Here is a 13,648-nt window from a genome sequence, read left to right on the forward strand (position 1 = left end):
GCCGCTCCGCGGAACGCGGCCGCGCTGCGACGACGTACGACGGCCACCGCGAAGGCCACCACGAAGGAGAACCGAAGAAAAAACCGAAGAAAACCCGAAGACGGCGGCCCGGACGGAAATGGATGGCGGTCCGACATTGTTGGAGGGGGGCGGAGGCGCGTCACCCGCCCCGCCTAGGAGGTAGCTCGCAGTGAGCCAATACGTGTCCAGGCTCCGCAGCCGGCAGGGGGGTCCCCCCGCACCGTCCAGGTCGTTCGCGGGCCCGTCGCGGCTGCGCCTGCCCGGCGCCCGCCGGCCCCGCCGCGTGGCGATGCTCAGCGTGCACACCTCCCCGCTCCACCAGCCGGGCACCGGCGACGCCGGCGGGATGAACGTCTACATCGTCGAGCTGGCCCGCAAGCTCGCCGCGCTCGGCATCGAGGTGGAGATCTTCACCCGGGCCACCACCGCGGCCCTGCCGCCCGCCGTGGAGCTGGCCCCCGGCGTGCTGGTCCGGCACGTCGCCGCTGGCCCGTACGAGGGGCTCGCCAAGGAGGAGCTGCCGGCCCAGCTGTGCGCCTTCACGCACGGCGTGATGCAGGCGTGGGCGGGCCACCGCCCCGGCTACTACGACCTGGTGCACTCCCACTACTGGCTCTCCGGCCACGTCGGCTGGCTGGCCGCGGACCGCTGGCGGGTCCCGCTGGTGCACGCCATGCACACCATGGCGAAGGTGAAGAACGCCGCGCTGGCCGTCGGCGACACCCCCGAGCCGGCCGCCCGGGTGATCGGCGAGACCCAGATCGTCGAGGCCGCCGACCGCCTGATCGCCAACACCGCCGAGGAGGCCGACGAGCTGGTCCGGCACTACGACGCCGATCCCGGCAAGGTCGCGGTGGTCCACCCCGGCGTCAACCTCGACCGCTTCCGGCCGCTGACGGACCACGGTGCGGGCGACGTCGCGGCCAGCCGGGCCGCCGCCCGGGACCGCCTCGGACTGCCGCAGGACGCGGTCATCCCGCTCTTCGCCGGCCGCATACAGCCGCTGAAGGCCCCCGACATCCTGCTGCGCGCCACCGCCGTGCTGGTCGACGCGGACCCCTCGCTGCGCTCCCGGCTGGTGGTACCGGTCGTCGGCGGGCCCAGCGGCAGCGGCCTGGCCAAGCCCGAGGGCCTGCAGAAGCTGGCGGCCCGGCTGGGCATCGCCGATCTGGTCCGGTTCCGCCCGCCGGTCGGCCAGGAGCAGCTCGCCGACTGGTACCGCGCCGCGTCCGTGCTGGTCATGCCGTCGTACAGCGAGTCGTTCGGACTGGTGGCGATCGAGGCGCAGGCGTGCGGCACCCCGGTCGTCGCGGCCTCCGTCGGCGGGCTGCCGGTGGCGGTGCGGGACGGCGTCAGCGGCTTCCTGGTCGCCGGCCACGACCCGGCCGACTACGCCCGGGCGCTGCGCCGCTTCCTCGACGACCCGTCGCTGGCCGCCCGGATGGGCGCCGCCGCGGCCCGGCACGCCCAGTCCTTCGGCTGGGGCACCGCCGCCGCCGCGACCGCCGACGTCTACACCGCCGCGATGCAGGAGCGCCGCCGTCACCTACGATCACTGCATGGGTGAGGAACAGCCCCCCGCGGGCGAGCGGCAGGCGGCCACCGCCGGTGCGGTGATCGAGCGCACCCTCAAGGACGCGGGCCTGGAATGGGAGTCGCCGGCCGCCGGCACGTACGTCGTCAAGCTGCCCGGCACCCGCAAGCTCGCCACCACCTGCTCGCTGGTCGTGGGCCGCCACTCGCTCTCCCTCAACGCCTTCGTCGTCCGCCGGCCGGACGAGAACCACGAGGCCGTCCACCGGTGGCTGCTGGAGCGCAACACCCGCCTCTACGGCGTCAGTTACGCGCTCGACGCGCTCGGTGACGTCTACCTCGTCGGCAAGTTCCCGCTGGCCGCCGTCACCCCCGACGAGCTGGACCGACTCCTCGGCACCGTCCTGGAGAACGCCGACGGCAGCTTCAACACCCTCCTGGAGATGGGCTTCGCCTCGGCGATCCGCAAGGAGTACGCCTGGCGGGTGGCGCGCGGCGAGTCCACCCGCAACCTCGCGGCCTTCGAACGACTGACGCGCGGCGACGCGGACGCCTAGGGCGCTTCTGACGGATCTCCGCGGCGTCGCGGCGTCTGGCACGCCCGCTCGCGGCGTTGCCGAAATGTCTCCGTAGCTCCGCTATGGAGACATCCCGGCGCCTTGCGATCGCACGCACCAGACGCCGCTCCTTCCTCCACGGAGATCCGTCAGAAACGCCCTAGCAGTTCGACGGGACGCAGGCCCGCCCGCCGTCCGCCCGCCCGCCGTCCGCCCGCTCGTCGCCGTCGGGGAGTGCACCGGTGGGGGCCGGCGCGGGGACCGCGGCCTTCGGGCCGGCGCCGTCGACCACGGCCGTTCGCTCCGGCAGGTTCCGCAGCAGCAGCCCGTACCCCACCGCGGCCACCATGCCGACGACCGCGCAGCCGGCCCAGAGCACGTCGGCGCCGAAGCGGTCGATGACCGTGCCGCCCAGCAGCGGGGCGACCAGCGAGGCGACGGACCAGGACAGCGCGTACATGCCCTGGTAGCGGCCGCGGCCGTGCAGCGGGGACAGCCGGACCACCAACCCCATCTGCGTGGGCGAGTTGACGATCTCGCCGAGGGTCCACACGGTGACCGCGACCGCGTACATGGCCACCGAGCCGGCCAGCGCCGTCAACCCCAAGCCGTAGCCGGCCAGCAGCGCCGAACCGATCAGCAGCGCCGCCGGGCTGCGGTGCTCGATGAAGCGGGTGACCGGGATCTGCAACAGCACGATCAGCACTCCGTTCACCGCGATCACCATCCCGAAGTCGACGCTGGAGAAGCCCTCTTGACCCATCGCAACCGGCAGTGAGACGTCGGCCTGTTGGAACAGCAGCGCCAGGAGGAAGTTCAGTCCGACGACGGTCATGAACCGGCCGTCGCGCAGCACGGTCAGCATCGACACGGGCTCCGCCCCGGCCGCGCCCGCCGGGGCGCCCGCGGCCCCGGCCGCCTGCGGACGGGACTCCGGCAGCTTGTAGAAGACCACCAGCGCACAGGCCAGCACCAGCCCGGCCTCGCCCAAGAAGAGCGCCAGGTAGCCGTGTTCGGCGATCAGGCCGGCGGCGGTGGAGGACACCGCGAAGCCGAGGTTGATCGCCCAGTAGTTCAGGGCGAAGGCGCGGACCCGGTCCTCGGGCGCGACGATGTCCGCCATCATCGCCTGCACCGCGGGCCGCGAGGCGTTGGTCGCCATGCCGACCAGGCCGGCCACCACGGCGATCGCCACCGGATCGGTCATGAAGCCCAGCAGCGCCACCGAAGCCGCCGTGGCCACCTGCGCGACGAGCATCGTCGGTCGCCGCCCGAGCCGGTCGGTGAGCACCCCCGCGCCCACCGACGAGACCACCCCGCCCAGCCCGTACAGGGCGCCGATCAGCCCCGCGTACGAGGCCGAGTAGCCGCGCTCGACGGTGAGGTAGAGGGCCAGGAAGGTGGCGACGAACGAGCCCAGCCGGTTGACCAGCGTGCTGGTCCACAGCCACCAGAACTGCCGGGGCAGCCCGGAGACGCTCGCCACGGCGGCCCGCCGGACCCGGGCCAGCCCCCGGGGTGAGGATTCGACACTGGACGCAGACATGACATTCCCCCTGAGTGCCGTCCGCCACCGAAGGACGGCTCGGTGCGGTGACGGGACGACGCGGTGACCGGACGACGCGATAAGCGGCACCAGCGTCATGCGCACACTACGAACCGGACGGCCGGCCAACCACTCGATTGACCGGAAGCGTCAAACGTCGCCACCCGCCCCGCCCCCGCCCCCGCGTCCGTGCAGGTGACGGCCGCGCACCGGCCCACTCCCCGGCGTCGATTACGCTCGACGGCATGGCCACCGCACCGTACAAGCTGATCCTGCTCCGCCACGGCGAGAGTGAGTGGAACGCGAAGAACCTGTTCACCGGCTGGGTGGACGTCAACCTCAACGAGAAGGGCGAGAAGGAGGCGGTCCGCGGCGGAGAGCTCCTCCAGGAGGCCGGCCTGCTCCCCGACGTCGTCCACACCTCCCTCCAGAAGCGCGCCATCCGCACCGCGCAGCTGGCCCTGGAGTCCGCCGACCGGCACTGGATCCCCGTCCACCGCAGCTGGCGGCTGAACGAGCGCCACTACGGCGCGCTCCAGGGCAAGGACAAGGCGCAGACCCTGGCCGAGTTCGGCGAGGAGCAGTTCATGCTCTGGCGCCGCTCGTACGACACCCCGCCGCCCCCGCTGGCGGACGGCGCCGAGTTCTCCCAGTCCGGCGACGCGCGCTACGCGTCGATCCCGCCGGAGCTCCGCCCGACGACGGAGTGCCTCAAGGACGTCGTCACCCGCATGCTGCCGTACTGGTACGACGGCATCGTCCCGGACCTGCTCGCCGGCCGCACGGTGCTGGTCGCCGCCCACGGCAACAGCCTCCGCGCCCTGGTCAAGCACCTCGACCAGATCTCGGACGCCGACATCGCCGGCCTGAACATCCCCACCGGCATCCCGCTCTCCTACGAGCTCGACGCCGACTTCCGCCCGCTCACCCCCGGCGGCACCTACCTCGACCCGGAGGCAGCCAAGGCCGCCATCGAGGCCGTGAAGAACCAGGGCAAGAAGAAGTAAGCCCGCACGCACAAGCCCCCCACCTGCGATTTTGTCGCGGGTGGGGGGCTTCGCCGTGCCGTTGCCGTGCTGTTGTCGTGCCGTGGCGCGAGCCGCTGGTCAGCAGTTGCCGCCGCACTGGCACGGGCCGCCGGACTGGCAGCCGCAGCCGCAGCCGGAGCCGCAGCCGCACGCGCCGAGGAGCGGGAGCCGCGGCCGGTCGACGGCCGTCGGCACGTCCTGGGACGCGGGGTTCGGGGAGTCCGCCGTGAGTGCCATGTATTCGCCTCCTAGGGGTCACCTGGTGCCTATTGCAAACCCGGGTGCACAGGCGCGTCAACGGCGCGTGGGCGCACGCTACGCGCCCTCCACCGCCGTCTGCGGGGCGAGCTCGTCCGCGTGCTCGCCGGTCACGAGGTAGACGACGCGCTTGGCCACAGAGACCGCGTGGTCCGCGAAGCGCTCGTAGTAGCGGCCCAGCAGCGTCACGTCCACGGCCGTCTCGATGCCGTGCTTCCACCGGTCGTCCATCAGGTGCTGGAACAGGGTGCGGTGCAGCATGTCCATCGCGTCGTCGTCCTGCTCCAGCTGGAGCGCGAGGTCGACGTCCTTGGTGATGATGACCTCGCCGGCCTTGGCCATCAGGCGCTGCGCCAGCTGCCCCATCTCCAAGATGGTGGCGTGCAGGTCGAGCGGCACCGCCCGCTGTGGGAAGCGCAGCCGGGCCAGCTTGGCCACGTGCTGGGCCAGGTCGCCGGAGCGCTCCAGGTCGGCGCTCATCCGCAGGGAGGTGACGACGATCCGCAGGTCGGTGGCGACCGGCTGCTGGCGGGCCAGCAGGGCGATGGCCCGCGCCTCCAGGTCGCGCTGGAGGTCGTCGACCTTCTCGTCGGCGGCGATGACGTTTTCGGCCAGCTTCAGGTCCGCGTCGAGTATCGCCGTGGTGGCGCGCCCGATCGCGGAGCCGACGAGCCGGGCCATCTCGACCAGGCCCTCGCCGATCGAATCCAGCTCCTCGTGGTACGCGTCCCGCATCAGTGACCTTCTCTCGCTTCGAGGGGATTCCGGTTGCGCCCGGAGTGATCCGGGGAGTGTGGGGGATGGTGCGTGGTGATGAGTGGGAGGTGGCCGTTGGGCCTACGCTCCCACGACCGGCCGCCGGTGGGCCCCCGCACCCTCAATGTGCGGCCGGATCACGACCTGCGGGGCCATCCGGGGTGAACCACCACCGACCTGAAGGTGAACTCTGGGAAACGCCGGGAAGCCCGGAGGCGACCGGGGCGGCGCCGACCCGGCCTCGCCGGCGCGGAGAGTGAATCGCCACTGACGCCTCGGTGAACTCTGGGCGAAGGGTGTCCGAGCAGCAGCTCCGAGCGCTGGGGAAGTGTCCGAACCGGCACATACTCTGGATTCATGAACGTGGACGCGGCCGTCGCCGCAATGGCAGCGATCGCCGGGCTCTGCACCGGCGTCTTCGCCATGCTGGCGTTCCGCTGGAGCGAGCGGGACCAGGCCAAGCCCACCCGCACCTCCCTGCACACCGAGGCGGTCCTGCCACCCGGTGTCGACACCGTCCTGTCGGTCCTGCGTTCCTCCGCCGTCGTCCTCGACGAGGCGGACACGGTGGTCAAGGCCAGCTCCGCGGCGTACGCCCTCGGACTGGTCCGGGGCGGTCGGCTCGCCGTCGAGCCGATGCTCCAGATGGCCCGCGACACCCGCCGCGACGGCGAGATACGTCAGGTGGAGCTGGACCTGCCGCGCCGCGGCACGGGCCGCGGGGACGCCCTCGCGGTCTCCGCCCGGGTCGCCCCGCTCGGCTCCCGGCTGGTCCTGCTGCTGGTCGAGGACCTCACGGAGGCCCGCCGCATCGAGGCGGTCCGCCGGGACTTCGTGGCCAACGTCAGCCACGAGCTCAAGACGCCCGTCGGCGCCCTCTCGCTCCTCTCCGAGGCCGTGATGGACGCCAGCGACGACCCCGAGGCGGTCACCCGCTTCGCCGGCCGGATGCAGAATGAGGCCACCCGCCTGACCAACCTCGTCCAGGAACTCATCGACCTCTCCCGGGTGCAGAACGACGACCCGCTGGAGGACTCCGAGCCCGTCCTGGTCGACGAGCTGGTCGCCGAGGCGGTCGACCGCTGCCGCCAGCAGGCCGGCACCAAGCAGATCACCATCGCCGCCGGCGGCACCGCCGACCTGCACGTCTGGGGCAACCGCGGCCAGCTCGCCGCCGCCCTGGGCAACCTCGTCGAGAACGCCGTCAACTACTCCCCGGCGCGCACCCGCGTCGGGATCGCGGGCCGCCGGGTCTCGGTACCCGGCGGCGACCTGATCGAGATCGCCGTGACCGACCAGGGCCTCGGGATATCCGAGAAGGACCGGGACCGCATCTTCGAGCGGTTCTACCGCGTCGACCCGGCGCGCTCGCGCGCCACCGGCGGGACCGGCCTCGGCCTCGCCATCGTCAAGCACGTGGCCGCCTCGCACGGCGGGGAGGTCACGGTGTGGAGCGCTGAGGGACAGGGCTCCACCTTCACCCTGCGTCTCCCGGAAGCCGGGACCGTCCGCGACCGCGAACGGCCCTCGGACCTCACCGCGGAGGGCCTCGACGACGAGGACCGTCCGTACGAGACCTTCAACGATCCGCTCCCAGCTCACCCAGCCCCGGAGGTCCTTCCGTGACCCGAGTGCTCGTCGTCGAGGACGAGGAATCGTTCAGCGACGCACTGTCGTACATGCTCCGCAAGGAGGGCTTCGAGGTCGCCGTGGCGGCCACCGGCCCCGACGGCCTGGACGAGTTCGAGCGCAACGGCGCCGACCTCGTTCTGCTCGACCTGATGCTGCCGGGCCTGCCCGGCACCGAGGTCTGCCGCCAGCTGCGCGGCCGCTCCAACGTCCCGGTCATCATGGTGACCGCCAAGGACAGCGAGATCGACAAGGTTGTGGGTCTCGAAATAGGGGCCGACGACTACGTCACCAAGCCGTTCTCGTCCCGCGAACTGGTCGCCCGGATCCGCGCGGTGCTGCGCCGCCGCGGCGAGCCGGAGGAGGTCGCCCCGCAGGCCCTGGAGGCCGGCCCGGTCCGGATGGACGTGGACCGCCACGTCGTCACGGTCTCCGGCGGCAAGGTCGACCTGCCGCTCAAGGAGTTCGACCTCCTGGAGATGCTGCTGCGCAACGCCGGCCGGGTGCTGACCCGGATGCAGCTGATCGACCGCGTCTGGGGCGCCGACTACGTGGGCGACACCAAGACCCTCGACGTCCACGTGAAGCGGCTGCGCGCCAAGATCGAGCCCGACCCGGGCGCCCCGCGCTACCTGGTGACGGTCCGCGGCCTCGGCTACAAGTTCGAGCCGTAGGCCGCCGGCGCCGGCCATGCGTGAAGGGGCGCTCCTCCCGGCCGGGAGGAGCGCCCCTTCACGTGGTGCGGGTGAGCGGGCCTCAGTGGCCGGCGTGCGCCGTCTCCGAGGGCTTGCCGGAGCCGCTCGGGGCGCTCGGGCTGCCCGACTCGGAGGGCTTGCCGCTCGCGGAGGTGGACGGCTGCGGCGTCACCGACGGGCCGTAGCTCTCGAAGACGTTCTTCGCGGGCACGACGTAGGCGTTGATCTTGATCTTGCCGGCGGCGCTGAAGGTGAAGGTCAGCGACTGGGCGTTGCCGTCCTGGACGGCCTCCCGGCCGCTCTGAAGGATGGCGCTGGCGTTGCCCTTGCCGCCGATGACCGCGGAACCGCCGGCCGGCACGTCGATCTTCACGGGCGACAGCTTGGCCGACTGGCCGGTGCCGTCGACCGCGATGCCGGTCAGCTGCTGGTCCTTGGTGCCGCTGTTGAACACTGTGGCGGTGATCGCGGCCGGGCCCTTGGCGTTCGCCTCGGGCTGGGTGACGACGTTGACGTTCTGGACCTTGATGTCGCCGACGCTGGTCTCGGCGTTGTCCGGCTTGACCTCCAGCGTCTGGGCGTCGTTCCCGGCGGCGCACGCGGAAAGCGTGACGACGGAGAGCGTAAGGACGGTGGCGGCGAGGACGCCGCGTCGAAGGCTGCGGCTCACGGCGGCGGCATCTCCTTGACGAACTACGGCGGCCGAACGTTCGTGCCCGGTCGCGGATGGACGGCTGGGACGGCGTTGCGCACACGTCATGACGACGGGCACGTAAAGCCGCCCTAAGGGTGGGTCAGCGCCGCTAGGTTACCGAGCCGCCCTCGCGGTGCCGCACCCGACCCGCCCCCTAGGCGATCACGCACCTCCCGGTCGCGCCGGTCCGCCCGCGGTCGGGGTGTCGGCCGAACGGTCCGCGCACCCCCTGGTGGGGATTTCCGGAACCCGATCTCGGACCGATCTCGGTGGCGATCTCCGGAGAACTGGTTGGCATATTCGGCGGCCGGCTGTTCGTGTGGTGGCCGTGGTGTTTCCCCCGGTGAAAAGCGGTATTCACAAGGAATGCACATGCCGCCGGAATTGATCACACGAGGCGGTGTCGGACCGTTGATCAATTCCGGGATTCCGACCCGGGCCGCGGGCAAGCCTCCGAACGGAGTAGCGGAACTCGCTCATGTGGATCGGTGCAAACCGGGACGTTCGGCCCGTTGATCATTGCGATTCCGGTGTGCCGCGGGTGGCTTTCCGTGCGCCCGGGAAGCCCCTCCGACCTGCGAATACCTGCACCACGAGGCCCCTCGCAGCACGTTCCGGTCGCTGTTGTCAAGCCCCGAGATATGCCCTGACCTGCGAAAACGCCATTCAGAACGGCCCGTTCCCGTGTTAGCATGGATAGCCACGGAAGGGGTACCTGTCACATGACGTTCAAGGTTGGCGACACCGTGGTCTATCCCCATCACGGGGCCGCGCTGATCGAGGCCATCGAAACTCGCCAGATCAAAGGCGTGGACAAGACCTACTTGGTGCTGAAGGTCGCCCAGGGCGACTTGACTGTTCGTGTCCCAGCGGACAACGCGGAGTTCGTCGGCGTACGCGATGTGGTCGGTCAGGACGGGCTGGACCGGGTCTTCGAGGTGCTGCGCGCACCGTATGCCGAAGAGCCGACGAACTGGTCCCGTCGTTACAAGGCAAATCTTGAGAAGCTCGCCTCGGGCGATGTGATCAAGGTCGCCGAGGTCGTGCGTGACCTGTGGCGACGTGAGCGTGAGCGCGGACTCTCCGCCGGTGAGAAGAGGATGCTCGCCAAGGCCCGCCAGATCCTGGTGAGCGAGCTGGCCCTCGCGGAGAACACCAACGAAGACAAGGCCGAGGCCCTGCTCGACGAGGTCCTCGCGTCCTGACGACGCACGGCTGACTGTGCCGGCGCGAGGTGACGACACAGCAGCGACGTAGCAATGCCGCGGTGCCCGAGTGACGACCCCCTAAGCGGAGGGTCTGTTGCCGGGCGCTGCGGCATATCTGCGGGTGGCGTGCGGAACGGCCGGACACGGGGCCGGCGGCGGCTTCCTCGGCGAAGCCCGCCGGGGGTGAAGCCCGCCGGGCCCGGTGGTGGCGTGCCGGGCTCGGGCTGCTGCCCCGACCGCTGTCACGGAAGGGTTCCGGTCAAGGCATAACGCCCGGCACTCCCAGGCCATACCCACCTCGCCCGAGGAAACAAACCTGTCTGCCCCAATTCCGGGTTCGCCCGGACTCCGGAGCCATCGATGTCAGATCCCTCCCGCCCGGTCCGCACCGCCGCGGTCATCCCCGCCGCCGGCCGCGGCGTCCGGCTCGGTCCCGGCACCCCCAAGGCGCTGCGCACCCTGGGCGGCACCCCGATGCTGGTGCACGCCGTGCGCGCAATGGCCGCCTCCCGGGCCGTCACGCACATCGTCGTGGTCGCCCCGCCGGACGGCCCCGACGAGGTCCGGCGCCTGCTGGACGCCCATCCGCTGGCCGACCGCACCGAGCTGACCGTGGTCCCCGGCGGCACCACCCGCCAGGAGTCCGTCCGGCTCGGGCTGGCCGCCCTGCCCGACGGCATCGACGTGGTGCTGGTCCACGACGCGGCCCGGCCGCTGGTGCCGGTGGAGACCGTGGACGCGGTGATCGCTGCGGTCCGCGGCGGCGCCCCGGCCGTGGTCCCCGCGCTGCCGCTGGCCGACACCGTCAAGCAGGTCGAGCCGCGTCCCCAGGGCACCCCGGAACCGGTGGTCGGCACCCCGGAGCGGGCCCTGCTGCGCGCGGTGCAGACCCCGCAGGGCTTCGACCTGCCGACGCTGCGCAAGGCGCACGAGGTCGTCGTGGAGGGCGAGGGCGCCACCGACGACGCCGGGCTGGTGGAGCGGCTCGGGGAGGGCGTGGTGCTCGTCCCCGGCCACGAGGAAGCGTTCAAGGTGACCCGGCCGCTGGACCTCGTCCTGGCCGAGGCCGTACTCGCCCGCAGGAGGGCCACCGATGGCTACGTCTGATGCGTCCGCGCAGGTTCCCGCGCTGCCCGGCCTGCCCCTCGTCGGGGTCGGGACCGACGTGCACGCCTTCGAGCAGGGGCGCCCGCTGTGGTGCGCCGGCCTGCTCTGGGACGCCGCGGAGAGCGACGGGTACGGCCTGGCCGGACACAGCGACGGCGACGTGGCGGCGCACGCCGCCTGCGACGCGCTGTTCTCCGCGGCCGGCGTCGGTGACCTCGGTGCGCACTTCGGCACCTCCCGCCCCGAGTGGTCCGGCGCGTCCGGCGTGACGCTGCTGGCCGAGGCGGCGCGGATCGTCCGGGCCGAGGGCTTCGCCATCGGCAACGTCGCGGTGCAGGTCATCGGCGTCCGACCGAAGATCGGCAAGCGCCGGGACGAGGCCCAGCGGGCGCTGTCGGCGGCGGTCGGGGCGCCGGTGGCGATCTCCGGCACCACGACCGACGGGCTGGGGCTGACCGGCCGCGCCGAGGGGCTGGCCGCGATCGCCACCGCCCTGGTGGTGCGCACCGGCTGAGCCGGCCCGCGGGCCGGAGCGCGGCGTTCCGCCGATCGGAGTCGTACCGCGGAGGAATGCCCGGCGCCGCAAGGGGCGTTGGGGGAGAATCCGGGGTAGTGGTGTCCATCGGAAGTCGTCGGTTCGGCCTGTAGGAAGGATCCTTCGTGACTGCAACGCTCTCCGACCAGCTCAAGGAGCTGCTCGACTCGCCGGTCTTCGTGATGGTGGGGACGGTCCAGCCGGACGGCAGCCCCCAGCTCTCCCCGGTGTGGGTGAAGCGCGACGGCAACGACCTGCTGATCTCGACGACCGTCGGCCGCCGCAAGGAGCTGAACCTCCGCCGCGACCCGCGGGTGTCGGTCGTCCTCCAGCCGTTCGACGCCCCGTACACCTACGCCGAGATCCGCGGCGAGGCCAGCCTCACCACCGAGGGCGGGCAGGAGCTGATCGACGAGCTGTCGCTGAAGTACACCGGCAAGCGCTACGCGGAGTTCAACCCGACCTCGGTCGACGACGACCAGCGGGTCGTGGTCCGGATCACCCCGCGCAAGGTGGTCGGCCGCGTCTGAGCGCCACCCCCGGGCGGCGGGGCGCCTCCGCCCGGGCAAAACGGGACGGAATTACTGGCCAACGGGGCGGCGGTGAACCATCCGTGTCCCCGTGCTCAAGGGAGCACGGGGCACTCCCGCGTTCCGACTACCCTTGTCCCGTGACGATTCGCCTGTACGACACCAGCGCCCGGCAGATCCGTGACTTCACCCCGATCAAGCCGGGCTGTGTCTCGATCTACCTCTGTGGTGCGACCGTGCAGGCCGCCCCGCACATCGGACACATCCGGTCGGGACTCAACTTCGACATCATGCGCCGCTGGTTCGCCCACCGCGGCTACGACGTGACGTTCGTCCGCAACGTCACGGACATCGACGACAAGATCATCCAGAAGTCGGCCGAGCAGGGCCGCCCGTGGTGGGCGATCGGCTACGAGAACGAGGTCGCCTTCAACGCGGCCTACGACGCCCTCGGCTGCCTGCGCCCCACCTACGAGCCGCGCGCCACCGGCCACATCCCCGAGATGATCGAGATGATGCGGGGCCTGATCGAGCGCGGCCACGCCTACGCCGCCGACGGCAACGTCTACTTCGACGTCCGCTCCTTCCCGGAGTACCTCCAGCTCTCCAACCAGGAGTTGGACAACCTCCGCCAGCCGTCCGGCGAGGGCGAGACCGGCAAGCGCGACCCGCGCGACTTCGCCATGTGGAAGGCCGCCAAGGAGGGCGAGCCCAGCTGGGACACCCCCTGGGGCCGCGGCCGGCCGGGCTGGCACCTGGAGTGCTCGGCGATGGCCCACAAGTACCTGGGCTCCGCCTTCGACGTCCACGGCGGCGGCGTCGACCTGGTCTTCCCGCACCACGAGAACGAGATCGCGCAGGCCAAGGCGTACGGCGACGACTTCGCCCGGTACTGGTCGCACAACGCCTGGGTGACCATGAGCGGCGAGAAGATGTCCAAGTCGCTGGGCAACTCCGTGCTGGTCTCGGAGATGGTCAAGCGCTGGCGGCCGATCGTGCTGCGCTACTACCTCGGCACCCCGCACTACCGCTCGATGATCGAGTACAGCGAGGAGGCGCTGCGCGAGGCCGAGTCGTCGTTCGCGCGCATCGAGGGCTTCGTCCAGCGCGTCGTGGAGAAGGCCGGGACCGTCGAGCCGGCGGCCGAGGTGCCGCTGGCGTTCGCCGAGGCGATGGACGACGACCTGGGCGTCCCGCAGGCGCTGGCGATCGTGCACACCACCGTCCGGCAGGGCAATTCGGCGCTGACCGCGGACGACAAGGACGCCGCGGTCGCCCGGCTCGCCGAGGTGCGGGCGATGCTCGGGGTGCTCGGCCTGGACCCGCTCGACGAGCGGTGGTCGGGCGGCGGCGCGGACCGCGGCGAGGACCTGCACGGGGTCGTGGACTCCCTCGTCCGGCTGGTCCTGGAGCAGCGGCAGGGCGCCCGGGCCCGCAAGGACTACGCCACCGCCGACGCCATCCGCGACCAGCTCCAGCAGTCCGGCCTGACCATCGAGGACACCCCTTCGGGCCCGCGCTGGTCGCTGACCTGAGCCCGTCCCCGCCGGT

Annotated in this window: 14 protein-coding genes; 10 read left to right on the forward strand and 4 right to left on the reverse strand. The window is 71.8% G+C overall.

Annotation, left to right across the window (positions count from 1 at the left end; all coding sequences use genetic code 11):
• Positions 1-190: 190 nt before the first annotated feature.
• Both mshA and ABD385_RS33105 read left to right on the forward strand, forming a co-directional pair.
• The gene (mshA, locus tag ABD385_RS33100; protein WP_344582936.1) at positions 191-1,588 is read left to right on the forward strand and encodes a D-inositol-3-phosphate glycosyltransferase; all 1,398 of its coding nucleotides are present in this window, start codon (positions 191-193) and stop codon (positions 1,586-1,588) included.
• Positions 1,581-2,111, forward strand: coding sequence for a type III secretion system chaperone family protein (locus ABD385_RS33105; RefSeq protein ID WP_344582937.1), 531 nt, complete (start codon positions 1,581-1,583; stop codon positions 2,109-2,111). Before mshA ends, ABD385_RS33105 begins: the two co-directional genes overlap by 8 nt.
• Positions 2,112-2,271: 160 nt before the next feature.
• Here ABD385_RS33105 and ABD385_RS33110 read toward each other — a convergent pair whose 3' ends face one another.
• Complete coding sequence (locus ABD385_RS33110; RefSeq protein WP_344582938.1) at positions 2,272-3,657, reverse strand: MDR family MFS transporter; 1,386 nt, start codon at positions 3,655-3,657, stop codon at positions 2,272-2,274.
• 245 nt (positions 3,658-3,902) lie between these two features.
• Here ABD385_RS33110 and ABD385_RS33115 point away from each other — a divergent pair, with 245 nt between their 5' ends.
• Positions 3,903-4,664: a phosphoglyceromutase gene (locus tag ABD385_RS33115; RefSeq protein WP_344582939.1), complete on the forward strand. Its 762-nt coding sequence runs from the start codon at positions 3,903-3,905 to the stop codon at positions 4,662-4,664.
• A 99-nt stretch (positions 4,665-4,763) separates the two neighbouring features.
• On the opposite strand, the gene ABD385_RS33120 is transcribed toward ABD385_RS33115, so the two are convergent.
• Positions 4,764-4,922, reverse strand: a complete 159-nt coding sequence (locus tag ABD385_RS33120; protein WP_344582940.1) for a hypothetical protein — start codon at positions 4,920-4,922, stop codon at positions 4,764-4,766.
• A 78-nt stretch (positions 4,923-5,000) separates the two neighbouring features.
• Positions 5,001-5,678, reverse strand: coding sequence for a phosphate signaling complex protein PhoU (phoU, locus tag ABD385_RS33125; protein WP_344582941.1), 678 nt, complete (start codon positions 5,676-5,678; stop codon positions 5,001-5,003).
• Between the two features lie 378 nt (positions 5,679-6,056).
• Here phoU and phoR point away from each other — a divergent pair, with 378 nt between their 5' ends.
• Together phoR and phoP are read left to right on the forward strand one after the other, a co-directional pair.
• Positions 6,057-7,325: a two-component system sensor histidine kinase PhoR gene (phoR, locus tag ABD385_RS33130; protein ID WP_344582943.1), complete on the forward strand. Its 1,269-nt coding sequence runs from the start codon at positions 6,057-6,059 to the stop codon at positions 7,323-7,325.
• Positions 7,326-7,330: 5 nt separating this feature from the next.
• Positions 7,331-8,002 (forward strand): two-component system response regulator PhoP, encoded by a 672-nt coding sequence (gene phoP / locus ABD385_RS33135; RefSeq protein ID WP_466869767.1) that lies wholly within the window; start codon positions 7,331-7,333, stop codon positions 8,000-8,002.
• 82 nt (positions 8,003-8,084) lie between these two features.
• Here phoP and ABD385_RS33140 read toward each other — a convergent pair whose 3' ends face one another.
• The gene (locus ABD385_RS33140) at positions 8,085-8,693 is read right to left on the reverse strand and encodes a copper chaperone PCu(A)C domain-containing protein (RefSeq protein WP_344582945.1); all 609 of its coding nucleotides are present in this window, start codon (positions 8,691-8,693) and stop codon (positions 8,085-8,087) included.
• A 746-nt stretch (positions 8,694-9,439) separates the two neighbouring features.
• On the opposite strand from ABD385_RS33140, the gene ABD385_RS33145 reads away from it, so the two are divergent.
• From ABD385_RS33145 to cysS, 5 genes are all read left to right on the forward strand, one after another.
• The gene (locus tag ABD385_RS33145) at positions 9,440-9,922 is read left to right on the forward strand and encodes a CarD family transcriptional regulator (protein WP_003953493.1); all 483 of its coding nucleotides are present in this window, start codon (positions 9,440-9,442) and stop codon (positions 9,920-9,922) included.
• A 363-nt stretch (positions 9,923-10,285) separates the two neighbouring features.
• Positions 10,286-11,032 carry a 2-C-methyl-D-erythritol 4-phosphate cytidylyltransferase gene (gene ispD / locus ABD385_RS33150; RefSeq protein ID WP_344582947.1) on the forward strand — a complete coding sequence of 249 codons (747 nt, stop codon included), beginning with the start codon at positions 10,286-10,288 and terminating at the stop codon, positions 11,030-11,032.
• Positions 11,019-11,546, forward strand: a complete 528-nt coding sequence (ispF, locus tag ABD385_RS33155) for a 2-C-methyl-D-erythritol 2,4-cyclodiphosphate synthase (RefSeq protein ID WP_344582949.1) — start codon at positions 11,019-11,021, stop codon at positions 11,544-11,546. Before ispD ends, ispF begins: the two co-directional genes overlap by 14 nt.
• 146 nt (positions 11,547-11,692) lie before the next feature.
• Positions 11,693-12,097 carry a PPOX class F420-dependent oxidoreductase gene (locus ABD385_RS33160; RefSeq protein WP_344582951.1) on the forward strand — a complete coding sequence of 135 codons (405 nt, stop codon included), beginning with the start codon at positions 11,693-11,695 and terminating at the stop codon, positions 12,095-12,097.
• A 140-nt stretch (positions 12,098-12,237) separates the two neighbouring features.
• Positions 12,238-13,632: a cysteine--tRNA ligase gene (cysS, locus tag ABD385_RS33165; protein WP_344582953.1), complete on the forward strand. Its 1,395-nt coding sequence runs from the start codon at positions 12,238-12,240 to the stop codon at positions 13,630-13,632.
• Positions 13,633-13,648: the final 16 nt, after the last annotated feature.

The sequence above is a fragment of the Streptomyces lunalinharesii genome (assembly GCF_039532155.1).
GTDB lineage: Bacteria > Actinomycetota > Actinomycetes > Streptomycetales > Streptomycetaceae > Streptomyces > Streptomyces lunalinharesii.